This window comes from Brevibacillus gelatini, from assembly GCF_003710935.1.
Taxonomy (GTDB): Bacteria; Bacillota; Bacilli; order Brevibacillales; family Brevibacillaceae; genus Brevibacillus; species Brevibacillus gelatini.
Window position 1 is genome coordinate 44739 of sequence record NZ_RHHS01000046.1, and the last position, 23368, is coordinate 68106.

The 23368-nt window shown below is 45.9% G+C and carries 25 protein-coding genes; 2 read left to right on the top strand and 23 right to left on the bottom strand.

Annotated elements, in window-relative coordinates:
• Positions 1–110: 110 nt before the first annotated feature.
• Both secA and hpf read right to left on the bottom strand, forming a co-directional pair.
• Positions 111–2630: a preprotein translocase subunit SecA gene (gene secA, locus EDM57_RS18665; protein ID WP_122906204.1), complete on the bottom strand. Its 2520-nt coding sequence runs from the start codon at positions 2628–2630 to the stop codon at positions 111–113.
• 195 nt (positions 2631–2825) lie between these two features.
• Positions 2826–3380: a ribosome hibernation-promoting factor, HPF/YfiA family gene (gene hpf / locus EDM57_RS18670; RefSeq protein ID WP_122906205.1), complete on the bottom strand. Its 555-nt coding sequence runs from the start codon at positions 3378–3380 to the stop codon at positions 2826–2828.
• Positions 3381–3587: 207 nt separating this feature from the next.
• Here hpf and EDM57_RS18675 point away from each other — a divergent pair, with 207 nt between their 5' ends.
• Positions 3588–4640, top strand: a complete 1053-nt coding sequence (locus tag EDM57_RS18675; RefSeq protein ID WP_122906206.1) for an HD-GYP domain-containing protein — start codon at positions 3588–3590, stop codon at positions 4638–4640.
• A 58-nt stretch (positions 4641–4698) separates the two neighbouring features.
• Here EDM57_RS18675 and EDM57_RS18680 read toward each other — a convergent pair whose 3' ends face one another.
• The 5 genes from EDM57_RS18680 to EDM57_RS18700 all read right to left on the bottom strand — a co-directional run bounded on the left by EDM57_RS18680 (position 4699) and on the right by EDM57_RS18700 (position 8453).
• A complete protein-coding gene (locus EDM57_RS18680) occupies positions 4699–4896 on the bottom strand; it encodes a cold shock domain-containing protein (protein WP_122906207.1) in 198 nt (65 codons plus the stop codon).
• Between the two features lie 90 nt (positions 4897–4986).
• Positions 4987–5661 carry an amino acid ABC transporter permease gene (locus EDM57_RS18685; RefSeq protein ID WP_122906208.1) on the bottom strand — a complete coding sequence of 225 codons (675 nt, stop codon included), beginning with the start codon at positions 5659–5661 and terminating at the stop codon, positions 4987–4989.
• A 78-nt stretch (positions 5662–5739) separates the two neighbouring features.
• Complete coding sequence (locus tag EDM57_RS18690) at positions 5740–6555, bottom strand: basic amino acid ABC transporter substrate-binding protein (protein WP_122906209.1); 816 nt, start codon at positions 6553–6555, stop codon at positions 5740–5742.
• A gap of 292 nt (positions 6556–6847) precedes the next feature.
• Complete coding sequence (locus EDM57_RS18695; protein WP_122906210.1) at positions 6848–7651, bottom strand: OmpA family protein; 804 nt, start codon at positions 7649–7651, stop codon at positions 6848–6850.
• Positions 7644–8453: a motility protein A gene (locus EDM57_RS18700; RefSeq protein ID WP_122906211.1), complete on the bottom strand. Its 810-nt coding sequence runs from the start codon at positions 8451–8453 to the stop codon at positions 7644–7646. The genes EDM57_RS18695 and EDM57_RS18700 overlap by 8 nt, the downstream gene beginning before the upstream one ends.
• Positions 8454–8604: 151 nt before the next feature.
• Here EDM57_RS18700 and EDM57_RS18705 point away from each other — a divergent pair, with 151 nt between their 5' ends.
• Positions 8605–8781, top strand: a complete 177-nt coding sequence (locus tag EDM57_RS18705; protein ID WP_122906212.1) for a putative motility protein — start codon at positions 8605–8607, stop codon at positions 8779–8781.
• A 30-nt stretch (positions 8782–8811) separates the two neighbouring features.
• Here EDM57_RS18705 and fliT read toward each other — a convergent pair whose 3' ends face one another.
• From fliT to EDM57_RS18785, 16 genes are all read right to left on the bottom strand, one after another.
• Entirely contained in the window at positions 8812–9171 is a 360-nt protein-coding gene (fliT, locus tag EDM57_RS18710) for a flagellar protein FliT (protein WP_122906213.1), read from the bottom strand.
• Between the two features lie 10 nt (positions 9172–9181).
• Positions 9182–9559, bottom strand: a complete 378-nt coding sequence (gene fliS / locus EDM57_RS18715) for a flagellar export chaperone FliS (protein ID WP_122906214.1) — start codon at positions 9557–9559, stop codon at positions 9182–9184.
• A 19-nt stretch (positions 9560–9578) separates the two neighbouring features.
• Complete coding sequence (gene fliD / locus EDM57_RS18720; protein WP_122906215.1) at positions 9579–11060, bottom strand: flagellar filament capping protein FliD; 1482 nt, start codon at positions 11058–11060, stop codon at positions 9579–9581.
• A 12-nt stretch (positions 11061–11072) separates the two neighbouring features.
• Positions 11073–11432 (bottom strand): flagellar protein FlaG, encoded by a 360-nt coding sequence (gene flaG / locus EDM57_RS18725; protein WP_246005849.1) that lies wholly within the window; start codon positions 11430–11432, stop codon positions 11073–11075.
• Positions 11433–11491: 59 nt separating this feature from the next.
• Positions 11492–12199, bottom strand: a complete 708-nt coding sequence (locus EDM57_RS18730) for an acylneuraminate cytidylyltransferase family protein (RefSeq protein WP_122906216.1) — start codon at positions 12197–12199, stop codon at positions 11492–11494.
• Positions 12196–13248, bottom strand: a complete 1053-nt coding sequence (locus EDM57_RS18735; protein ID WP_122906217.1) for a nucleotidyltransferase family protein — start codon at positions 13246–13248, stop codon at positions 12196–12198. The genes EDM57_RS18730 and EDM57_RS18735 overlap by 4 nt, the downstream gene beginning before the upstream one ends.
• 22 nt (positions 13249–13270) lie before the next feature.
• Entirely contained in the window at positions 13271–13894 is a 624-nt protein-coding gene (locus tag EDM57_RS18740; RefSeq protein WP_122906218.1) for an acetyltransferase, read from the bottom strand.
• Positions 13891–14967: an N-acetylneuraminate synthase gene (neuB, locus tag EDM57_RS18745; RefSeq protein ID WP_122906219.1), complete on the bottom strand. Its 1077-nt coding sequence runs from the start codon at positions 14965–14967 to the stop codon at positions 13891–13893. Before neuB ends, EDM57_RS18740 begins: the two co-directional genes overlap by 4 nt.
• Positions 14967–15632 carry a PIG-L deacetylase family protein gene (locus EDM57_RS18750; protein ID WP_122906220.1) on the bottom strand — a complete coding sequence of 222 codons (666 nt, stop codon included), beginning with the start codon at positions 15630–15632 and terminating at the stop codon, positions 14967–14969. Before EDM57_RS18750 ends, neuB begins: the two co-directional genes overlap by 1 nt.
• Positions 15629–16519: a methionyl-tRNA formyltransferase gene (locus EDM57_RS18755; RefSeq protein ID WP_122906221.1), complete on the bottom strand. Its 891-nt coding sequence runs from the start codon at positions 16517–16519 to the stop codon at positions 15629–15631. The genes EDM57_RS18750 and EDM57_RS18755 overlap by 4 nt, the downstream gene beginning before the upstream one ends.
• On the bottom strand, positions 16519–17688 hold the full coding sequence (gene neuC, locus EDM57_RS18760) for a UDP-N-acetylglucosamine 2-epimerase (protein ID WP_122906222.1): 1170 nt from the start codon (positions 17686–17688) through the stop codon (positions 16519–16521). The genes EDM57_RS18755 and neuC overlap by 1 nt, the downstream gene beginning before the upstream one ends.
• Positions 17675–18862 carry a LegC family aminotransferase gene (locus EDM57_RS18765; protein ID WP_122906223.1) on the bottom strand — a complete coding sequence of 396 codons (1188 nt, stop codon included), beginning with the start codon at positions 18860–18862 and terminating at the stop codon, positions 17675–17677. Before EDM57_RS18765 ends, neuC begins: the two co-directional genes overlap by 14 nt.
• On the bottom strand, positions 18859–19869 hold the full coding sequence (locus EDM57_RS18770) for an NAD-dependent 4,6-dehydratase LegB (RefSeq protein ID WP_122906224.1): 1011 nt from the start codon (positions 19867–19869) through the stop codon (positions 18859–18861). Before EDM57_RS18770 ends, EDM57_RS18765 begins: the two co-directional genes overlap by 4 nt.
• A 20-nt stretch (positions 19870–19889) precedes the next feature.
• Positions 19890–21761 carry a motility associated factor glycosyltransferase family protein gene (locus EDM57_RS18775; protein ID WP_122906225.1) on the bottom strand — a complete coding sequence of 624 codons (1872 nt, stop codon included), beginning with the start codon at positions 21759–21761 and terminating at the stop codon, positions 19890–19892.
• Complete coding sequence (locus EDM57_RS18780; RefSeq protein ID WP_122906226.1) at positions 21748–22314, bottom strand: hypothetical protein; 567 nt, start codon at positions 22312–22314, stop codon at positions 21748–21750. Before EDM57_RS18780 ends, EDM57_RS18775 begins: the two co-directional genes overlap by 14 nt.
• Before the next feature lie 129 nt (positions 22315–22443).
• Complete coding sequence (locus EDM57_RS18785) at positions 22444–23262, bottom strand: flagellin N-terminal helical domain-containing protein (RefSeq protein WP_122906227.1); 819 nt, start codon at positions 23260–23262, stop codon at positions 22444–22446.
• Positions 23263–23368: the final 106 nt, after the last annotated feature.

Sequence of the window (23368 nt, forward strand, 5' to 3'; positions counted from 1 at the left end):
TGCACACAGAGCGTCTCCTGTCGATTGGAAAAGAAAAAAGCATCCCTCCCGAAAGCGAACTGGCCGCTGTGAAGAGGAATGCTCTGCTTGCTATGGTCAGGCTTAAGCCTTTACTGCTTTTTGTTTTGGCGACGGCGCTCCTGCTCCTGGGCACGGCGCTGTGCGCGGTTTTTCGGATCTGCATCGCCAGACGTCTCAGGGGTTGGGCGATCGGACGGACCTGATGTTTGCAACTGGTTCGGGTCGATGCCCTGGCCGCGGATAACATCCTGACGCTCCAGGTTTTGGCTCACTTCGGCCTTCATGATGTACATGGCCACTTCTTCCTGTACGGAAGCCAGCATGGCTTGATACATCTCGTAGCCTTCGAACTGGTACTCACGCAGCGGATCGTTTTGCGCGTAGGCACGCAGGTGAATCCCTTGGCGCAGTTGCTCCATCGCGTCGATGTGATCCATCCATTTGCTGTCGACAGCGCGCAGAATGACCACTTTTTCGAACTCGCGCATCATCTCGCCGATTTGCGCTTCCCGCTCCTTGTACTGTTTGACCACTTCGTCTTTCAAAAGCTCGACGATTTCTTCCGCTTCCTTGCCTTTCAGCATGGAGACGGTAATGGTTTCATCGTGCAAGAAGCCGTTGTTTGCTGCATCGGCCAATGCTTGCAGGTCCCAATCCTCCGGTACCTCTTCTTTTGGACAATGCTGCTCGACCGCACGCTCCAGCACGCTGAAAATCATGTTGAGCGCAACTTCGCTGAGATTATCCTGCTCCAGAATTTCCTTGCGCTGCTTGTAGACGACGAGGCGCTGCTGGTTCATCACGTCGTCGTACTGGAGTACGCCTTTCCGTGCATCGAAGTTGGAGCCTTCGACGCGTTTTTGCGCAGATTCTACCGCGCGCGTAACCAGGCGGCTCTCAATCGGCATGTCTTCTTCCATGCCCAGGCGATCCATCATGTTCATGATATTGTCTGCCCCGAAGCGGCGCATCAGCTCATCCTGCATCGACAGGAAGAACTGCGAGGAACCAGGGTCCCCTTGACGCCCGGCACGACCGCGCAGCTGGTTGTCGATCCGGCGGCTCTCGTGACGCTCGGTACCGATGATGTGCAGACCGCCCAACTCGGCTACGCCTTCGCCCAACTGGATGTCCGTACCGCGACCGGCCATGTTCGTAGCGATTGTCACCGCACCGTACTGACCTGCACGTGCGACGATTTCTGCCTCCCGCGCGTGATGCTTCGCGTTCAATACGTTATGGGGAACGCCTTTTTGCTTCAGCATCTGCGACAGACGCTCCGAGTTTTCAATGGAGATTGTACCGACGAGAATCGGCTGACCTTTTTTATGACGTTCGACGATGTCGTTCACAACCGCGCGATACTTGGCCGCTTCGGTTTTGAAAACAAGATCCGGCATGTCCTGACGGATCACCGGCTTGTTCGTCGGAATGACGACAACATCGAGACCGTAAATCTTTTTGAACTCTTCTTCCTCTGTCTTCGCCGTACCGGTCATTCCGGCAAGCTTTTCGTACATACGGAAGTAGTTTTGCAGGGTGATTGTAGCGAGCGTCATGCTCTCGCTTTGTACACGCAGACCTTCCTTGGCCTCAATCGCCTGGTGCAAACCGTCGCTGTAGCGGCGTCCCACCATCAGACGGCCCGTGAACTCGTCGACGATGACAACCTCGCCATCCTGCACCACGTAGTCCACGTCACGCTTGAACAGGACCTGGGCTTTCAGCGCCGCTGTAATGTGGTGGTTCAGGGTGATGTGTGCCGTGTCGTACAGGTTGTCGATGTTAAAGGCTTTCTCGACCTTGCTCACACCCTCGTCTGTCAGGTTGACGATCTTGAGCTTTTCATCAATCGTGAAGTCTTTTTCCGGCTCCAGCCGCTTCACAAAGTGCGAGCAGATGTAGTACAGCTCTGTCGACTTGTTGGCCGATCCGGAAATAATCAGCGGTGTCCGCGCTTCGTCGATCAGGATGCTGTCCACCTCGTCAATGATGGCAAAAAAGAGCGGACGCTGCACCATCTGTTCCTTGTAGAGAACCATGTTGTCGCGCAAATAGTCAAAGCCGAACTCGTTGTTTGTACCATAGGTAATGTCACAGGCATAGGCGGCCCGCTTTTCTTCCGGGCTCAGTCCGTTTTTGTTCAGACCGACTGTCAGGCCAAGGAAGTTGTACAGCTGCCCCATGATCTGCGAGTCGCGCTCTGCCAGGTATTCGTTGACCGTTACGACGTGAACGCCTTTGCCAAGCAGGGCATTGAGGTAGGTCGCCAAGGTAGCCACCAAGGTTTTCCCCTCACCGGTTTTCATTTCAGCAATGCGGCCTTCCTGCAGCACCATACCGCCAATGAGCTGAACGTCGAAGTGGCGCATGCCCAAAACGCGCTTCGACGCCTCGCGCACAACAGCAAACGCTTCGTTCAGGATTTTGTCCAGCTGTTCGCCTTGCGCCAGCCGAGCCTTAAACTCTGCGGTTTTCTCCCGCAGTTGCTCGTCGGAAAGCTGGGATATGCTTGGTTCAAGCGCATTGATCGCTTCCACGCGCTTGAACATTTTTTTTACTTCACGTTCATTGCTGTCGCCAAATATCTTTTTAACGAGTCCTAACATGAGGACACCCCTTCCATATGCTTCCAAACAAAAAATATCGCACCACCTGGCGCGCCAGAAAAAAAGATGCCGATTCTACGAAAATAATACTTTCTAAAAAGCTATTTTAACAAATAGAGGCTGACATACACAAGTAAAGGGAGTTGCCAAAAGCAACTCCCTAGTCTTATACGAGTGAAGAATTGTAAAGTTTCGTTATTTTGGTTCAATCAAACCATAACGTCCGTCATTGCGGCGGTAGACCACGCTGACATCGTTGGTGTCACTGTTTTGGAAAACGAAGAAGTTGTGTCCCAGCATATCCATCTGCATGACCGCTTCCTGCGCATCCATCGGTTTCAAGTCAAAACGCTTCGTTCTGACAATATCGATGTCAACATCTTCATCATCGACATCATGTATCATCACAGCTACTTGTTGACTGTCGCGCTGTCCGACTTTTGCAGCGGAATCAACTCGCAGCTTACGCATCAATTTCGTTCTATGCTTCCGAACTTGACGGTCCAGCTTTTCTGCCACCAGATCAATAGCGGCATACATGTCCTCTTGCGTTTCTTCTGCCCGGATAATCACCCCGCCAAGTGGGATTGTTACCTCGATGGTACCTTCACCGCGACGTACATGCATGGTAACTTGTACATCTGCGGACGTAGTATCGAAGTATTTTTCGAGACGGCCGACTTTCTTTTCCACATACTCTTTTAATGCTTCGGTGACTTGAATGTTTTCTCCACGAATATGAAATTTCATGGTTCCAACCTCCTTCCGTCTATATATAGGTATTCGGCACCTCTGTAAATAATCCTGCTCCAGGCTTAAAAAAATCTTCGTAATTTTATTACAATCCGGCAAAAAGCGACAGAATTTTACCAATACTCGCTAGTTTCCCTATGCTATAATAATGGTGGTAGTCACTCAATCCTATATCAAGGTCGTCATCGCACTGGAGGAATCCTCATGGCAGAGGTGAAACCTTCTCATTCCATTATTGGCACTACGCTCGCGAAAGATGTCTACAATGAGTACGGCCTGCTTCTATTGCCCGCAGGGGCAGTTCTTCATCCGAGTGACATACGTCTTTTGGAGGCACATCATGTTCAAGCTGTGCACGTCACTTCTGCGCCGGAAGCTCTTAGGCCGCCTCTGCCCATTCTGCATTGGAACGAGGCCGAAGCAGCCCGCGAGTACATTGCAGCTGTCAAACAAACCGAGCACCTTTTCAAACAGATCGCTACAGGTTCTGTTCCTCCCTTGCATCAGTTCCACAGCACCTTTTATCCTCTGCTGGACCAAGTGCTCCAGCGAGTGGGCTTTCTCCGGTTCCTCTACATCAAGGAAAGCTCGGAAAATTACACCTACCGCCATTCTCTCAATGTCGGAATCGTAGCAGCCCTCATCGGTAAAATTGTAGGACGACCCCCGGACGAAATCTATCGCTTGGGACAAGCCGGCCTCTTGCATGATGTGGGGAAGATCATGATCCCCGACGAGATTTTGTCCAAACCCTCACGTTTGAGCGATGAAGAGTACGAAATCATGAAGCGCCACACGAGCTACGGCTACGAGCTGATCCTGTCGATGGAGGACGCTGACGAGTGGATCGCCAGGTGCGCCCTTATGCATCACGAGCGGCTGGACGGCAGCGGCTATCCTCATGGCTGCCAAAAGGAAGACATTCCTCTGGAGTGCCAGATCATCAGCGTAGCTGACGTATTCGACGCCGTCTGCACAGACCGCGTCTATCGCCGCGGCACTTCGCCTTTTCACGCTGCCAATGTATTGTGGGAGCTGGCATGCCAAGGTAAACTGAACCCTTTGGTCGTCTCGCGTTTTATCCAGTACATTATTTTGCTTTACGTCGGTTCGCAGGCGTTGCTTAGCAACGGAGACCGTGTCGAGATCATCATGGTTCATACCGATGAACCGATGCGTCCACTCGTTCGCCGTGGAGACGAATTTCTGGATTTGCGCGAGCACCGCACACTTACCATCACCAGAATGATTAGCTAGACGTAAAAATCCCCCTGCGCCCGATCTGGCCAGGGGGATTTGCTGTCATCGTTATGATTTACAGTTTGACGACATTGGCTGCTTGTGGGCCGCGGTCGCCTTCCACAATATCAAACTCTACAGCTTGTCCTTCTTCCAATGTCCGAAAACCATCCGATTGGATCGCGGAAAAGTGAACGAATACGTCATCTCCATCTTCACGCTCGATAAAGCCAAAACCTTTTTCTGCATTAAACCATTTTACTTTGCCTTGCATGAAACAGCACAACCCTTTCTGTTGTAAAAATTTGGATAAAAATCCTGTGTGTACACTTCTAGTCTCTCCAAAATCAGGAGCCGCATTCTTCTATCTTGTTGAATATTTTTTCTCCAATCCTCTTACAACTACCCGTGACAGGAACAACGTGAGCACCAGGTACACGGCCGCCTCGGTCATATACGGCGGATAGCGTTCAAACGTACTCTTCGCCACGTTCATGGCGGCGTAGTTCAACTCTGGTGTCGCAATGACAGCGCAAAGGGAGGAATCTTTCAAAAGGGCAATAAATTCGTTCCCGATAGCGGGCAGCATCCGGGTAAACGCCTGCGGCAAAATAATGAGCCGCATCGCCATCCCCTTCGTCATCCCGAGTGAGCGTGCCGCTTCCATCTGACCTGGATCGATCGATTGAATCCCTGCACGAAAAATTTCGGCGATGTAGGCCGCTGCGTTAAGCGACAGCGCCACAAATCCGGAGTAGATCGCTTCCGGACTGCTCTCTCCAGGGTAAAGCAGGCCCCAGATGGACGGAATGACGGCGAAGTGGATCAGCAAAATTTGCACCAGCATCGGCGTCCCGCGAAAAAGTTCTACATAAATCGAGCATATCCACCGCCAAAAACGGTTCGACGACATTTTTCCCAAACTGATAAACAGTCCCAAAAACGTTCCGCAAACGGTAGCAACCGCCGTCAGTAGAATGGTATTGATAATGCCTCGGATAAACAGCTCGCGATATTCATAGATGACGCTCCAGTCCAATGGCGAGTCCTCCCTTCCTGTATGTCAGCACTGGAGTCATAAACACCGGGTACGTCCCGCGACGCACCCGGCTATTGACTAGTTGGTGCCAAAGTACTGGTTGTAAATTTCCTGGAGCTTGCCGTTTTCCTTGATTTTCTTCAGGCCTTCGTTGACTTTGTTCAACGCGTCTGTGTTGCCTTTTTTCACCATGATGCCGTAGTATTCTTTTTCAAACGAGTCGTCCTTAATCAGCTTGAACTTCTTGTCTTGGATTTTTTTCACGTAATATTGCAGTACGCCATTATCGCCAACAACGGCATCGACACGGCCGTTGAAGAAATCGTCCACGGACGAAGGCATGTCGTCATAGCCCATCAAGCCTTGATACGTGTCGCCAAACGCCTTTTTGACCACTTCTTCCCCTGTGGTTGCAGCCTGTACCCCGATCTTCATGCCTTTCAGATCGGCCAGCTTGGTCACTGGAGAGTCTTCTGCTACGAGAATGAGCTGATTGGCTTCAAAGTACGGTTCCGAGAAGTCGTATTTTTCCTTCCGCTTGTCCGTGATCGTGATCGACGAAATCCCGATGTCCACCGTCCCTTTGTCCAGCCCGTCAAACAGCGGGTCCCAGCCTGTGTTTTTCCACTCGATCTTGAATCCGCCCGCTTCTGCGATCGCATTCATCACATCAATGTCATGGCCGCTGATTTTGTCCGCCTCCAGCATTTGGAACGGCGGATACGCTGCATCTGTTCCCACCACGTACACTTTTTCATCCGCGCCGGAGCTGGAGCCTGAGCCGCTCGCGCCAGTTCCCGAGCTTTGCTGGCCACCCGATCCACAGGCCGAGACCAAAAGCCCCACGCCTACGACCAGCACTAGAGATTTGAACCACTTTTTCCCGATACGCATTAAAAATCCCCCTTGTTTTCTCTCTGTATGCTTTACTTTTCCCCAGCACTGTCCACATGGAAATCACGTGTTTTTTGCGTTCTCCACAAAGTTATCCACAATATTCACATGATTTTGTGCACAAGCTGGGTATAACTTTTTTCCTGCGCGTTCTGCGGCTCTGGTACTATGGTTACGGAGATGAGCTTTGACGTAGAACTGGAACTAGCAGCAAAAAGGCAGGATTCGTATATACCGGATATACTTCGATCCTGCATATAAAAATCCTGCCTGTTTATCAGAAAAATATGAATTATTCTTTTTCCGCCAAAATAATAACTTCTACCCGACGGTTGCGCGCCCGGTTCTCCTCGTTCGAATTATCCACGAGTGGCCTGTATTCTCCCCAACCTGCCACGGTAAAACGGGAAGCCGGCAAAGAATATGCATCAACCATTTCCCGCATCACCGCAATAGCGCGAGCAGAGGACAGCTCCCAGTTGGACTTGTATGGGCTATGTGAGATCGGCACGTCGTCTGTGTAGCCCTCAATCCTCACTTTGTACGCGTAGCGCTGCAAGACACGTGCTACTGTGCCTACGACCTCTTTCCCCTGCTCCTCTAAATCAGCAGAGCCACTGGCGAACAGGATTTTCTCCGGAAGCCGGATGCGCAAGCCTTCTTCGGTCTCCTCGTAGTCCAGGTTCAGCTCGGCCAAAGCGGACGAGAGCTGGGTGTGCAACGTCTCCATGTCGCGCTCGCCTGTGTCCGGCATGCCGACAGGCGGTTTCGGCAAACCCGCTTGCTCCTGTTCCTCTGCGCCGTTCTTTTCCCCTGTGCCTGCAAGCAGCTTTTTTTGTCCCTCCAACTGGTGAATCTCGCGCTCCAGCTCCAGCTTTTGCAGATTCAGCAGATCGAGGCTCTCATGCACCTGCTTCAGGTTGGCTTGCTGCTCGGCCTGCTCCTTTTTGGCCGCTTCGCGCTGGGTCTGAATCTTCGTCATTTGCGTCGCCGCGATAATAATCACGATGACGAACAGCAGCGTTATCAAGTCGCTGTAGCTGATTAGCCAGCTTTTCTCCAACTCTTTCTCATCGTACAACCGATCGTCAAGCATAGCGATCCTGCCTTTCAATCTTGCCCTTCATGCTGCCAGGCTCTTTGATGAGCACCAGCTTCTGATCGCCAGGCAAAAACGAGTTGAGCTTTTCAAACAACAAACGCGGCGTCTCCATCCGCTGCAAACCGACACAGCCCTCGATGTACAGCCGTTTTTCAAACATTTCCCGGTCGTACAAATCCATCATCCGGTAGTAGCAGGGCAGCGCGAACAAGTTGGCAAGGAGCGCACCGTAGAGCGTCGCGACAACGGCTGCGCTCAGGCTGTGCCCTGTGAGTGCCATGTCTTCCAGCGATTTGAGCACCCCTGTCATCCCGAGCAGCGTCCCGACCAGCCCCATCCCTGGCGCAAGCAAGCTGATGAGCCGAAAGAAGCCTGCTGCCTGTTGGTAGCGATACTGCTCGCCTTTCAGCTCGTTCTCCAGGATCATTCGCAGTTCTTCCTCAGGCACACCCTCGATCGCCAGCAAGCTGCCGCGCTGCACGAACGAGTCGCGCTCCTGCTGCAGCTCGCGCTCAAGTGCGATATATCCCTGTTCTTTCTGGACGAGCGCGTAGTAGTAGAAGCGCTTGATCGTCTCCTCGACATTGCTTTCCCGCCCGTGAATCAGCAGGCGGATGATTTTTTTCAGGTCGAGGTGCTTGCGCTTGATCGCGTAGGAAACCACTACAGCAAGCGCGACCAGCTCGATGGCGGTCACGTTCAGGAGGTCGGCGAGGTTTCCATTCAGGTAAACCGCGTGTATGAAAATGAGCAGGACGGCTCCGATCAAGGCGAGTGAGCGGCGTTTTGTGGACAATGGTGTCACCTTCCTAGCTTTTAAACAGTTGTCTTTCAATTATAGCAGATGGAGTTTGCTCAAACCGACAGACAAATGATTGAAATGAAAGCATTGATTCAAAATGTCGATAATAAAAACGTAAGGAAATTCTCGAAAAGAGGTGACCTATGTGAATGCTATCCAACTGCAGCAAGCAGTAAACATCAGTGTAACCAAACAAGTGCAGGAGACTGCGCAAGCCCAGGCTTCCATACTGCTGGAGGGCTTGGCCGAAACTCAGAAAAATATGCAAGTGGCTCAAGCAAGTCATCCAACCTTGGGGAAAACCATCGATATTCGCGTGTAAAATAAAAGAGGCCGGTTCTCCGGCCGTTTTTTATTTTTTTCGATCAAAAAATGCCCCGTAACAGTTCGGACCATCCTCATTGTAAGAATTCATGGCGAGCTTTGTGCGCTGGAGGTTGTTTAGCTGTTTTTGTACGGCTTGTTTTCGGACATCCATCTTCGGGATAAGGCGCTGGTTGATTTCGTATATTTGCTCTAATTGTTGCTTTTGCGAAAACGATAGGGATTCGCTTGCCAACTCGTGTTTTTGTATTTGTAAAATCAGATTTTCTCGTTCATCCAACAAAGATAACCACTCTTCTGGTTCCGATCCCTTCACACTCACTACTTCTTCCAAACGTTGTGTTACCTTTAACAGACCATCTAAAAGACCTTCTACCGTCTTTTCCATTTTGAGCTCCTTAACCTTGTCTTTTAGCCAGCAGCATGGCCTCTTTCCAAGTATCCCGGAATTGAATAAAGAGATCTTCGACTTCAAGAAGTATCTCTACATCTTTACGTATATTTGCTTCAATTGTACGCTGAAGCATATACTCGTAAAGCCTGGCAAATTCCTTAGATATTTCATAGTCGCTGTTTAAGGTAGACATGAGCTCATATAGGATGTCCTGTATTTTCAATGAGCCCTCGTGTGCTTTTATGATGTCTTTCTCTTCTAGCGCTATCTTAACTTGTTTAATGAATTTAAGTGCGCCATTGTAAAGCATCAGGGTTAATTCTGCAGGAGTAGCTGTCGTTACCTGATTAGATTGGTATGTCTGAGCAGCATTTTGTAACATCTGCATCACTTCCTAATCATTATTGCCCTAACATTTGAGCAAACCATGAGCCTTGGGACTGGGCTTTGGACATTGCTTGTTCCATGGCGGTGAATTGCTTCCAGTAGCGGTCTTCTATTACTTTCAGACGGTCTTCCCAACGATCTATCTCGTCAGATGTTTGTTTGAGTTTTTTCCCTAAGCTGCTGTCATCATAACCGCTGCTAACTGATCCCGCCTCTTTGGTTACCTTGTCCATAACCTTGTTCAGCGCGCTATACAGCCGTTCAGCTACACCGCTTTCTTTGTATTTATCCGAAGTGTTACTTGCACTGCTATAGTTTGTGAACAGTTTCAGGACGTCTTCCCCATTATTTCGAATGGCGTCACGCAGTTTTGTCTCGTCAATATAAAGCTTACCGTTCTCCTGATAAGCAGCCTTACCGCTTGGAGGACCCGTAATTCCTATTTGAGAAAGAGACAATGTTTGGTCTGCAGCTACTTTTACCGGTGTACTTAAAGCGGCTCTAAGATCATACAAACCATTTGTCAATATTGGATCCCGCAAAAGAATGCCACTTTTGGCCATAGTTTCCAATTTTTCTGCGGTTTTTTCCGGCAACGCTTCTTTTTCATCGTCCAGTAACGGCTGGTAGCCTTTATATTTAGGCTCCGATATTTTCTTATTGATTGTCTCAATAATAACATTATACTTGTCTATAAAATCTTTTACTGTATTAAAAATTGCATCTTCATCTGCTTTTGTACTAACTGTAATCGGGGAACCCGTATTTATCTGTTTTAGCGTAAAATCAATTCCGTCATATTTAAATGTATTGGTTGCAGAAGTATATTCTACGCCGTTAATCTTGAATTTTGCAGGAATACCTGGCGTTTGTGACGAGTAAGTCTTGTTCGCATCCAAATTTAAGCTGTTAGCCGTGCTGGCTACATCAAAATCTTTGCCGTCTTCGGATGTCAAAACCAGCTTGCCATCAAAAAAGCTCGCTTTTACTCCTGATTTGGAGCTGTTGATTTTGCTTACAATACTATCGATAGAATCGGTACCTGCGAAGTTAAGGGACACCTCTTCCAAAGTCCCGTCTCCATTTGTATCCTTCTTGATGGTCATGGTAAAATCTGAACCACCAATCGCTGCCTTGGAATCCGTAACATTTGTCAAAAATTCAGCTCTCGCAGGTATGCTTGGTTTCGCCAGTTGATCTACCTCAACAGTATAAGAAGACAGGGAAGGACTTCCCACTACTTTTGCAGAGGCTACACTCTCATTATCGGATGTAACAGTTTTCTTGTTAAAAGTGCTTGACATCCTGAGAGTCTTCAGTGAGTTTTGCAAATCTGCAAAAAGCGAGTTCATTTCACGATAAGCATCGCGTTTCCATTCAATAGAATATTTACTGCGCTGCAATCGATTGACTGGCTCACGATGTGTTTTCATTAAATCCTTAATAATTTTCTCAGTGTCCAGTCCAGATGCCATTCCACTTATGCGTATCCCCATATTTTTTACCCCCTATCTTTTTTCGTCTACTAGTAACCCGATCATTTCGTGCATTTTGGCCACCATATCCATCATCTTTTTAGAAGGAATTTCCCGCACAACAGTATTATCAATGTCACTTACTACTTGAACATAGTACTCATTTAGTTCCTCATGCAATGTGAATTTGAGATGAGTTGTACTCGACTGCATAAACTTATTCAAACTCTCTACTTGTCGTTCGATATCAGCCTTAGAAAAATGCTTATCCGTTTGAACTGGGGCCTTGTTTTCTTGTTGTTGGACTCCATGCTGGCTTCCAGATCCCCCTGCAAGCTTCTCCACATATGGCACTCTTCCGTTTGCAGCCATATTGCTTCCTTGGATACTCACAATTTTTCCTCCCCTACAGTTCCCTTTATCATAAGTATCGGAAAAATGTGGTGAAGTATTTACTGTTCTTCATCGGTTAGTTTTGCCTGGCTTAGTATTGTTTCAATAAATAAAAAGTCCAAGTAAGTATCCACATCTATTGAACGCTCCTTGGGCATAACAAAACCAATCGTATCGTCGCATAAAAAAGACTTTGTATTTATTAGCCACTCGGTTTTGGCTACATAAATTGCTCCATTTAACATATATATATCTGGAGCATCTTGTCTCCTGAGTACTCGCTCATTTCCACCTATAACTGGCTTTAACTCACATTCATTTGAAAGGTGATACATCCAATATGGAGGCTTGTCCGTAATAGTGACTGATACGCAGGAGTTTGCATTTTGTTTTACGCATTGCTCCAAACATTTTTCAATATCTCCAACATTTCGGAGTGGAGAGGTGGGTTGAAGATTAACGATATAATCGTAACCAGGCAGCTTAGATATAGCGTGTAAAACTGGATCAATGCCTGGAGTTTCATCTTTAGCCAGCTCGGAAGGCCTTATGAAAGGTACCTCGCACCCCCACTGCCTTGCTACGTCTGCAATCTCCTCGTCATCTGTTGAAACGATCAAACGGTCTATATACTTTGATTTTATTGCTTCTTCTATTGTCCAAGCGATAAGAGGCTTTCCTGCCAAATCGCGAATATTCTTCCGGGGTACTCCTTTGGAACCTCCGCGAGCTGGGATGATTGCTAGAACGGATTTATTCCCTATCATCCGAATACCTCCGCAAATTCCAGATTCGCTTTTTCAAAATCAGCCATACGTCCAATATCTAACCAATATTCCCGGATTGGAAAAGCAATGGCCTGCTGTTGGGAATCTTTCATTACATGCTCAAACAAGCTCGGCATGTCAAAGAACTGGTTTTGCGGAATATATTCCAGAACGGCAGGATTTAAGACATAGATACCTGCATTTACAAAGTAGCGTTGTGTTGGCTTTTCCTCAATAGAAATAAGTCTATGTTTATCCAGCCGCACAACACCATAAGGAACTTGGTAATCGTACTCTCTTACACACATTGTTGCTTGAGCTTGATAGGTTTTATGAAAATCTAGCAACTGCTCAAAGTTTACCTTGGTCAAAAGATCACCATTCATAACAAAGAAGGGATCTGACGGCTTTTCTGGCAATAAACTAAGTGCTCCTGCAGTTCCTAGCGATTCTTGCTCCTCAAGATAGCGGATCGTGACCCCCCATTTGGAACCGTCACCAAAATGTTGCTGAATCATTTCTGCTTTATATTTCACAGAAAGGTAAAAGCGATGGAAGCCCTGGTCGATAAAGCTCTGCAAAATCGTTTCCAGTAACGGCTTGTTTCCTACTTTGAGCAGCGGTTTTGGGCAATCATACGTAAGCGGATGAAGTCTTGTTCCTAAACCACCAGCCATAAGTACAACCCAATTGTCTTTTTTGACAGGGCGCAACAAATCGTTTAGTACTTCCACATGTACGATGAAGCCGTCTTCATCAACAATAGGAACCTGATGAATTTTTTTAATCTTCATCAGAGCCAAAATATTTTCTCTGGTGTCATATGGCGAAGCAACGGTAGGAAAGGAATTCATAATCAGGGACGTGGAATCTTGCAAGGTTAATCCTTTCAAAAGTCCTCTTCGAATGTCACCATCCGTTACTGTCCCTAGCAGCTTGTTATTTTCATCCACTACCAAAGCAATTTGCCGGGCGCTTTTATCGATAATTTCCAAAGTATGACGAATAGGCGTATGTGGTGATACCAACAAGTCTCTCCAGTCCATCATTTGTCACACCTTTCTTGCCACTTTATCTCAGTTCTTTTGCGGGAACTCCTGCCACCTTCCGATTGGGCAGTACATCCTTTACGACCACCGCCCCCGCTCCTACGATGCTATTTTCACCTATGGAGATTCCTTGTATGACGGCAGCTCCCGTCCCTATATGGACATTGTCTCCCACCACTACGCTCCCGGACAAAACAGCGCCAGGGGCAATATGAACGTGATCTCCTATCCTCGTATCATGATCCACAACCGATCTGGTATTGATGATCGCATTGAAGCCTATATGTACGGCTGGCTGAATCACAGCTCCAGCCATAACCTGTACTCCCTCTTCCAGCACCGCGTATGGTGAAACAACAGCGGTTGGGTGGATGACATTGGCGAAAAAATAACCTTTGGTCTTCCAGTAATCAAAAACGTGCTTTCTCCGTGTATTATCACCTATAGAGCCTAACCCGTTTACTAACAAGACATCTGTAGCCAAATACTTTTCAAGAATTTGATCGCTTCCCAGCCAGGGAATTTGAAAAATCGCCTCGCCATTTTGGGGATCTGTGTATCCGATGACTTCCCTCTTCGCCAAAAGCAACGCTTCCATGAGCACCTTTGCGTGGCCTCCACCGCCTATCACAATGATCGGCTTCATGGCTGAATTACATCATCCTCATCATAGTCTTGGCTGGCTACTTTTCCGATATAGTCCCAATACAGCATGGGTGATACCCCCGTTCCAGGCCGTTTTGCAGTCATGTTTTTCTCCGTAAATCTTTCACCCTTTTGTATGGATGTTGCAGCAACCAGACTTTTTCGTACGACAGCAATATTACCTCGTTCAGAGGGAACCGGTAGTTTCATCGCTTGACCGATTGCCTGCTCTACCTGCCGAATGGAGGTGACCATTTGAATCAACTCAGCCGGTTCGATAGATGCCCGGTGATCCGGCCCTGGCAAGTTTCTATCCAGCGTAAAGTGTTTTTCAATAACTTGTGCGCCTCTCGCTACCGCTGCAATTGGAATAGCAATTCCTTCTGTATGATCAGATAAGCCTACAGGCAAGCCAAATGCAGTAGATAAAGTGTCTATTACCCGAAGATTCACATCCTTAAACGGCGTTGGATATTCGGTAGTGCAATGAAGCAGAGTAACCTTTTGCTGTAAGTGGTGTTGCCCCTCTTCTGAATAAAAAGCCTGGAAAAAGCTGCTTTTCGATGGAGCGGCATTGCTTTGGCAATACCCAAAAGCCAAAACAGCCAGTGCCTCTTCAATATCGCCAAGTGTACTCATGCCAGTGGAAAGAAGGATTGGTAATCCTGTTTGGGCTGCTTTATAAAGTAACGGGGCATTTGTAATTTCTCCGGAAGGAATCTTCAACTGGCTTACTTTGATTTCATTGGCAAGTAGATCGACACTATCCAAATCAAAAGGTGTTGAAAGAAATTGGATCTGGCACTTTTTACAATACGCCACCAGTTCCTCATGCATTGCACGATCCATTTCCAGTTTCTTCACCATTTCCAGTTGAGACTCTTCCTTATCCGTCGTTTTCTTTTGATATTCTGCTTTTCCAGCCCTTTTGCTGATGATTTTTTCTGCCTTAAACGTCTGGAATTTCACAGCATCTGCCCCTGCTTCGGCAGCACGATAAACCAACTCTTTTGCCATTTCTAACGAACCGTTGTGATTGACTCCTGCTTCCGCGATGATAAATGTTTTTTGCATTATAAAACCTCTTTCAGTAACATAAAGGCTTCTGCTGCTTTAGTGCCCGATGCTGCCCCGCGTAACGTAGCTAATGCCCGAATCGTTTCTTCACTTCGCGGGAATGGGAACTCCCCTAGTTCGCTTTCAAATACCCTCATAATCTCTAACTTTCGTTCAAGGTGCTCTTCAATATTAGAGAATATATTTGGTCGAAACCCATTTGTATCCGGATTCAATCCAAAATCGGTCTCAGATAATGTCTCGTACACCATGGCTTTTTTCACACTAGGATATCGAAACCACTTGATGCATGATACCGCTGCGTCAAAAACAGCCTTATGATCAGAATGCGCATCGCCCCGGTACGGCAGATAGACGACATCAGGTTGTATTTTCTTAATAACGTCACCGATGCTCTGCACTAATTCGGACATAGGGATCGTATCAAGTTTGGTTGTCGAAAATGATAATTGCACAGTTTCATCAAATCCATACATACTGGCAACCGTGTCAATTTCCGCTTTTCTCTGGAGAATACGTTCTTTTGAAAACATGGATTGATCCATCGAGGTCATAATCAACCATGTAACATGATCATTTGCTTGTTTGTGCTTCAGCAAAGTCCCACCGCAACCAAGTGTTTCGTCATCAGGATGTGGTGCTACTACCAAAACTTTTTTCAAAGATAACACCCTTCCTCAGGCAATTCGGCAAACTCATGATCTGTGACTCGAATCGCTCCTACTCCGCATTTAATGAGGATAGATCCGTTCATTACATTCAAAACTTTTCCAGGCTCTATGTTTTCATAGCCGTCAATCTCATCAACCAATTCCGTTTTCCAGATCTTTACTTCTTTTTCTTTATACATGCAGTGCGCCCCAACGTACGGTTTCGTTAATGCTCTGACCAAGTTGTGGATAGATGTGGAAGCCATCCTCCAATCAATTTCCCCGTCCTTTTTCCCTCTTTTTCTCCAGTAATTGGACTGGCTATGATCTTGAGGCGTACGTTTGAATGTCCCAATAGACAACTCTTTAGTAAATTGCAGGATCTGTTTACAAGCTACCCTAGCCAGTTTTTCGTACAGTGTCGCCGCATCATCTGATGGCTCAACTTGCACTGATACCTGACTCAAAATATCACCCGAATCGGCCCCCTCATCCATAAAAAAGAAGGTCGATGCCGTTGTTTTCAGACCCAATGCCAAAGCCCATATAATAGGGTGTCTCCCACGATTTTGAGGCAATGCCGCTGGGTGGTATCCAATTACACCCAGTGGTGGAATGGTGAGTATTTCGTTGGGTAAGAGATTTGACCACCCAAAACAATAGATCACATCTGGCTGTAGGGAAGAGATCCAGTTAACCATTTGTTCGGATGAATGTCTTTCTAACGCCAAGCAAGGTATGTTGTTTTTCCGGGCAATTCCCTCAAGTGAGCAAAAGTCCGCATTAAACGACGATTCTCTTTTGGTTATGATTCCAATTACATCGGCACCTGGGCTAGCCAACACTTGTTGTAAGGCAATAAGACTAAACTGAACACTGCCTATAAATATAATTTTCACTAGTAATCACCAAGATCATAGAAGGATTTCATGACGATCCCTTCTAATTCGATGTTTGCCAAGATATCTTTAACTTTAACAGCCGCAAAACCATCACCAAACGGGAGTTCCACTGTCCTCAAGCTTTCCTGAAAAGCAGGAGTGAGTGCTTTTTTAATCGCAGCAATGATATCCTCTTTCGATTCATTGCAGTCAATTACTGAGCCAGGTTTAAGTCGGCCTTGTTGACGAATGCCTATGTTTACAGTTGGCTTTTTAAAATAAGGGACTTCAATCAAACCGCTTGAAGAATTACCCAGCACGATATCACAATGTTGGATTGCACTTAAATATCTTAGCTGCCCTAAAGAAGTAACCGCGATTGCTCTCGACTGATTCAGACAGACATATTCATCAATCATTTGAGCAATAACGCGACCATCTGTATCAGAGTTTGGTTTGGTAAAAATAATTTTGCCTTCCGGGAAATAATCAAGAGCCTGAAAAAGCTGTTGTAAATGCTCTGCTGGGCTCTCTTCATTTAATGTTACAGGGTGATAGGTGACAAGAAAATTAAGCTGTCCCAATTTAAACCCTATGGCTTCCTCGAAAGCTTCTTTGGAAAGTAAGGTTAGTCTTCGTATCTGATCAATTCCCATAGCCCCGACATTATAGACTCTGGACGGATCTTCTCCTAATTGGATGACCCTTCTCCTGTAGTCTTCAGTAGAAACAAAGTGTAAGTGAGACATCTTCGTTACAGAATGCCTTATCGCTTCATCAATGAGTCCCTCTGTTTTTTCTCCACCATGTAAATGCGCCAATGGCAATCGAGCCACCATAGCAGCTTGGGCAGCTGCAAGGATCTCATATCTATCTCCCAGAACCACCACTATATCCGGTTTAAGCCTGTGAAATGCATTTGCAAAACCGATCGTAGCAACACCGATCGATGTCGCAATCCCTACCGGAGAGTCACTGGATAGGAGCATCTCTACTTTTTCATCAATAGTGAATCCGTCTTGCTCGATTGTTTTATAAGTGAGTCCAAACTCGGGTGACAAATGCATTCCTGTAACGATGATTTGCAGGTGTAATCTGGGATCATCCTGAATCTCACGCATCAACCACTGAAGAAGTCCATATTCTGCCCGCGTCCCAGTCACTACACATATTTTACGCCTCGACATATGTCCCCCCCAGGTGCGCACTACTCGGGATATTCACAATGCTTTGCTCCAACTTCTTGGCTACAGATAAATCCATTTGCGGAGCATCTGCGTACATAGGCAAGCTGCTCAACAGTCGCCATACGGGGCGTGTCATCATCCCCTGCTCGTTTGTTGCTCTCAAGATTTCATCGCGCAAATTCATATAGTCCGCTGACAGACGAATTGCGTTTAACCAGTAGTTACTCCTGCAATGTTTGGGCTCACTTACAAATGAAGCACCTTCAAAATGTAAAAATTGATTTTCGTAGAACTTGGCCAATGCGCGTTTTTTCGGCAGAAAATCAGGCAATTGCTCCAACTGCGCACAACCCAGAGCTGCATTGATGTTCGGCATGCGATAGTTATAGCCTATCTGATCGTGAACAAACTCCCATTTATGCGGCACTTTTGCGGTTGTCGTTATATGCTTAGCCAATCGACCTAACGTCTCATCGTTGGTCAATATTGCTCCTCCGCCACCAGTGGTCACAATTTTGTTTCCGTTAAAGCTCAGTGCCGACACACGTCCCCAATTTCCCGTATGCGTTCCTTTATAATACGATCCCAGGGATTCAGCTGCATCCTCCACCAATTCCAAATGATAGCGTTGGCATACTTCTACGAGTGTGTCCAGCTCAACAGGATGCCCAAAGGTATGCATTGGCACTACAGCTTTTATTCTTCTACCTGTCTTCTTGTTAAAGCAGGTATGATTGCGTACTTCCGCTATTTCTTGCAAATAGTCGCCTAGCTTCAGCGGATCCAGTCCCAGTGTTTCCTCACTGCTATCCACAAAATGAGGAATTGCATCGCAATATGTTACGGCATTAGCAGTGGCAATAAAGGTTAGCGCAGGAATGATTACTTCATCATCCCGTTCAACGCCAACTAACTTCAAGCATATATGCAAAGCCGCCGTGCCATTTACTACGGCCACAGCGCGCTTTACACCCGTAAATTCCTGGAGCATCTCCTCGAGACGATCCACGTATTTTCCTACTGAAGAAACCCAGCCCGTATCCAAACAATCTTTGACATACGTCCATTCATTTCCCTGAAAGCTCGGTTCGTGCAATGCAACAAAATCTTTGTCTGAAGAAGTGACTTGCTTCAGCATGGATACGATTGTTTCTGCCGAGACCACCTGCTTCATACGTTATACATCCCCGTTTTGTACTGACTTAAATGAGCAGGATTGGTGAACCATTCGATTGTTTCTGCCAACCCTTGTTTGAACCCATCGATACCACCGTAGACAGGCTCCCAATTGAGAAGTTCTTTTGCCTTAGCGTTGGATGCCCACAGACGCTCTACTTCACTTTTTTCTGGGCGCAGTCTCTTATCATCCGTCAAGATTTCAATTTTCTTCCCCATTAGTTCAGCAATTACATCAACCGTTTGACCAATCGATACTTCATAATTGCTACCGATATTGATCACTTCACCAACAGAGCGATCAGATTTTGCTACAGCAATGAATCCTGCAACCGTATCCTTCACATAATTAAAATCTCTTGTTGGATGCAGTGATCCAAGCTTGATCGACGTTTGCCCTGCAGCAATCTGCGTAATGATTGTAGGAATCACCGCACGAGCGGATTGGCGTGGTCCATACGTATTAAACGGACGGATGATAGAAACCGGAAGATCAAACGAGCTATAAAAAGCAAGGGCCAGTTGATCAGCACCTATTTTACTTGCGGAATAAGGGGATTGCCCTTGGAGTGGGTGCTCCTCCGTTATCGGAACGAAGCGAGCCGTCCCATACACTTCACTGGTCGAAGTATGTACGATTTTCTCTACATGAAGGTCACGTGCAGCTTGTAAGATATTTAGCGTCCCTTTAATGTTTGTGTCCACATACGTATCCGGAGAATGATAAGAATATGGGATCGCAATAAGTGCTGCCAGATGCAGAACAACATCGCAGCCCTTCATTGCTTGTTTGACACCGTAAGGATCACGAATATCACCAGCGAATATTTCCAACTCATTCAGTACTTCTTTGGGCGAGGCATCCAGCCATCCCCAAGAGTTAAACGAGTTATACAAGACAAACGCTTTTACATCGTGCCCCTGTCGTACAAGCTCTTCTGTTAAATGGGAACCGATAAATCCATCTGCACCGGTAACCAAAATTTTCTTCCCTTCGAGGTTCATCCTCCACCCTCCATCTCTGTTTAAGAAATGCTTTCTACATCCCAAATACGCTCCTGAGCCTCTTTGAGAAATTCTTTCATTACCTCCAGGTCATTCTTGCAGCTCTCAAGATATTTGGAGAACTGATTCACTACTTTCTCCGCCTTTTCAATTGGTCCTGTATGATAACGTACTTGCTCGAACACCTTCATGACGATTGCAAATCCCAAACTATTCATTCGTTGAATGATAAGGAGGTTGAACACATTTTGCTGCAGTCGATCAAATAACTTGTCGAATTTGTTAAACGTATTTTCCAATTGAAGTTCATTCTTGGTTGTAACATAGCTTGACATTTCATCCAACAAATCAGTAAAACGTCTGAATATTTTTCCAAGTTCTTGACAAGACTGGTTTAATATCCGATATTGCCGTTTCAAATAGTCTTGGTCAACTTCCAGCACATCCTCTAATTCTGTTAACCAATCACCGTTAATTTTGTCTTGTCTTTGCAGTTGTTCTGACATAATGCGTTCAAGCGGGATAAATTCAGTGCCCTCAATATGCGCTCCACCCTTGGTCGCATTTAAAATGGTAACAGGCTGGATAGATTGAATAAACTTCTCCATTTCCAGTCGCATTTCAGTATGCCCACGACTGCTGAGTATCGTATTTCCATAGACGTCTTTAACTTGTCTTGCTGTTTCCTTTTGTTCTTGCGTAGTTTTGGTATCGATATACGAAATACCATTAGCATAGTATTCGTCCCCGCGGTAGCCCAGATTTTGACCAACGAGAATAATAGGAGAGCATCCGATTTGGTGTAGCACGCTCATAGCTATGCTTGAAATGGTTGTTAATCGTTCCGTTACCAAGACTTGCTCGTCATTTTTGGGTTTTATCAGAAAATCAACGATAGAATCGTTTTTGACGAAAAAGCTAATCAGTTTTCCAGGATAGTTTTCTACTGTTTCATATCCAATAGTTGAACCGAAAATCAGCGGAATATCTGTAATATTCTCCTCTACGATTTTCTCAAAAACTTTGGCATTCATGACACTACCATCATAGGAAAACGCAGCATCTGGATAAATACCATTTGAAATAAGCGAGTTAACAGCAGACCCAACCGAAAAGATGTAGGCTAAACCTTCTTTTTTTATTTTTTTCAGATTTTCATACTCATCATTGAGAGAAGGACCAGCTGCTACAATAATTGCAGGCTTATTCTTGAAAATGCCTTTATGCCCATGTAAAATATTTGGCGATTTCAGCATATACGGGAGATTTTTAAACCCATTGACTGCCTCACGCTTAGAGAATATCAGGCGAGTAGCAATGATTTCTTTGTTTTCATAGATGGATTCCCGAAATTCTTCAACAAACTTCTGAGTCTGTTCCCTATATATTCGATCATAACTACTCAAAATAACAGTCTTGACCTCTTTATCTAAGAAATGCGTAAACTTACGCAAATTTACCCTTAGATCTTCGCTGCCGTTTTCAGTCATTACATGCAATAATTTTTTATTGGGTTGCCACTTGTTCAAATCAAAACAAGCTAAAAATTTTCTAAAAATCGAGATGTTAGGTTCATAAATTGAAAAACTGACTTCGGGGTTCCTCTTTAAAAACTCCTCAATATGGTAACCTAAACCTACCCCATAAAATAAAACGTGTTGATTAGGTTCTACTTCTTGAAACGAACTGACAAACCTTTCCGCTTCAGCAACCGGATCGTATTTACTGTGGATATAATTCCAACCTGTCTCAACATGGACAGCCAACGTTGGTACCTGCGTTTTGGCTGTCTCCAGACGTATTTGTTCCTCATTTTCTGTTTTCTCTAAAACCTGCTGCCATACATCAGGAAAATAAGTTTTTAGCACCTGTATGTTTTCAGTTAATATCAACGTGAACTCCCCCAACCATGGCAACCAAAGTATCTCGTGCCTTTTCAAAACGCGGAATGATTTCAAATTGAATAATGTCTCCAATTAGCCCCGTATCTTGCTGGGAGACTGCTATTCCTATATTACCAGCCTCTTCGCGATAATCCAAAAGCTCACGTGAATCTGTAAATTCTGCAGCCTTGCTGATCCATTCCAAGCCCTCAACAAGTTGCCCCAGATCATTCCACGTTTCTTCAGAAGGACCATTGTAAAAATCATTATACAGCTTGTCGAGAATAGGCAATGCATTACGTATGTAACTTTCAATGGAAATCAATGTATCCTGTTTCAATTGATCTTCAGTCAACAAAATGGCAACAACAGACTCAATGGATGTTCCTCTCTCCATAAAAAATTCAGCCAAGTCACCATAAAACTCTTCCCCATCTATTTGAAAACCGCAAAACACCAACGATTGTTCCTTTACAATTTGCTCAACAATATTCATGATTGTAACTGCTATATCAGCTTTATTTTCGATAGCGTACTCTTGTCCCGCTGCATACAGTCTCATCTCATCCTGCCCCCTCAGCATTGTTCTTTACTAGTATCGGCTAATCAATTTCTCACGTTTATATGATAAACATGGAAATAAAAAAAAGGCATGGACATCCGAAAGGATATCCATGCCTTTTTCGTACGATTAGCGGAGAAGTTGCAGAACACCTTGTGGCAATTGGTTAGCTTGTGCCAACATTGCTTGAGAAGCTTGAGTAAGAATGTTATTCTTAGTGAACTGCATTTGTTCTTTCGCCATATCCACGTCACGAATACGGGATTCAGCTGCAGTCAGGTTCTCAGCAGTGATGTTCAGGTTGTTGATAGTGTTTTCCAAACGGTTTTGGTTAGCACCCAAGTAGGAACGCGCAGCACTTACCAGGTTGATTACAGTATCAATGCTGCCCAGTACTGTGGAAGCTTTAGCTGCAGTAGTAAGCTCCCAAGCTTTGATTGCAGTATCAACTTTAGCAATGGAGAATTTGTCTTTTGCCAAAGTCAATTTTTGACCTGCTTCTTGACCGATTTGGATGTCAACAGATTTGCTACCGTTCAGCAGTGTAATTCCGTTGAATTTGGTGTTGTCTTTAATGTTAGTAACCTCTTTGGACAGCTCTTTCAGCTCTTCGTCCAGACGAGCGCGGTCAGCAGCGTCATCGTAAGTTCCGTTTGCAGCTTGAGTAGCCAGTTCTTTAATACGAACGAGCATGTTGTTTACAGTTTGCAGTGCACCCTCAGCAACTTGGATCAGGGAGATACCATCTTGGGAGTTGCGGGAAGCTTGTTCCATACCACGGATTTGTGCGCGCATACGCTCGGAAATGGAGAGACCTGCAGCATCGTCAGCAGCACGGTTGATACGGTAACCGGAAGACAGTTTTTCAACGTTTTTCGACAGGTTGTTACCGTTAATTCCCAGTTGACGGTGAGTGTTCATTGCGGACATATTGTGTTGGATAATCATGTACATTTCCTCCTTGAGTTGTACAGTCACGTCCCTGTGACTGTTGCTTAATACGTTGGACAAACTGCAACCGCGCGCTTGCAGCTCGCCCTACACTAAATATATC

Excerpts from the sequence above, each read along its gene's own strand:
- secA (WP_122906204.1), bottom strand. The coding sequence starts at position 2,630 with ATGTTAGGACTCGTTAAAAAGATATTTGGCGACAGCAATGAACGTGAA.
- hpf (WP_122906205.1), bottom strand. The coding sequence starts at position 3,380 with ATGAAATTTCATATTCGTGGAGAAAACATTCAAGTCACCGAAGCATTA.
- EDM57_RS18675 (WP_122906206.1), top strand. The coding sequence starts at position 3,588 with ATGGCAGAGGTGAAACCTTCTCATTCCATTATTGGCACTACGCTCGCG.
- EDM57_RS18680 (WP_122906207.1), bottom strand. The coding sequence starts at position 4,896 with ATGCAAGGCAAAGTAAAATGGTTTAATGCAGAAAAAGGTTTTGGCTTT.
- EDM57_RS18690 (WP_122906209.1), bottom strand. The coding sequence starts at position 6,555 with ATGCGTATCGGGAAAAAGTGGTTCAAATCTCTAGTGCTGGTCGTAGGC.
- EDM57_RS18695 (WP_122906210.1), bottom strand. The coding sequence starts at position 7,651 with ATGCTTGACGATCGGTTGTACGATGAGAAAGAGTTGGAGAAAAGCTGG.
- fliT (WP_122906213.1), bottom strand. The coding sequence starts at position 9,171 with ATGGAAAAGACGGTAGAAGGTCTTTTAGATGGTCTGTTAAAGGTAACA.
- fliS (WP_122906214.1), bottom strand. The coding sequence starts at position 9,559 with ATGTTACAAAATGCTGCTCAGACATACCAATCTAATCAGGTAACGACA.
- fliD (WP_122906215.1), bottom strand. The coding sequence starts at position 11,060 with ATGGGGATACGCATAAGTGGAATGGCATCTGGACTGGACACTGAGAAA.
- EDM57_RS18730 (WP_122906216.1), bottom strand. The coding sequence starts at position 12,199 with ATGATAGGGAATAAATCCGTTCTAGCAATCATCCCAGCTCGCGGAGGT.
- EDM57_RS18735 (WP_122906217.1), bottom strand. The coding sequence starts at position 13,248 with ATGATGGACTGGAGAGACTTGTTGGTATCACCACATACGCCTATTCGT.
- EDM57_RS18740 (WP_122906218.1), bottom strand. The coding sequence starts at position 13,894 with ATGAAGCCGATCATTGTGATAGGCGGTGGAGGCCACGCAAAGGTGCTC.
- neuB (WP_122906219.1), bottom strand. The coding sequence starts at position 14,967 with ATGCAAAAAACATTTATCATCGCGGAAGCAGGAGTCAATCACAACGGT.
- neuC (WP_122906222.1), bottom strand. The coding sequence starts at position 17,688 with ATGTCGAGGCGTAAAATATGTGTAGTGACTGGGACGCGGGCAGAATAT.
- EDM57_RS18765 (WP_122906223.1), bottom strand. The coding sequence starts at position 18,862 with ATGAAGCAGGTGGTCTCGGCAGAAACAATCGTATCCATGCTGAAGCAA.
- EDM57_RS18770 (WP_122906224.1), bottom strand. The coding sequence starts at position 19,869 with ATGAACCTCGAAGGGAAGAAAATTTTGGTTACCGGTGCAGATGGATTT.
- EDM57_RS18780 (WP_122906226.1), bottom strand. The coding sequence starts at position 22,314 with ATGAGACTGTATGCAGCGGGACAAGAGTACGCTATCGAAAATAAAGCT.
- EDM57_RS18785 (WP_122906227.1), bottom strand. The coding sequence starts at position 23,262 with ATGATTATCCAACACAATATGTCCGCAATGAACACTCACCGTCAACTG.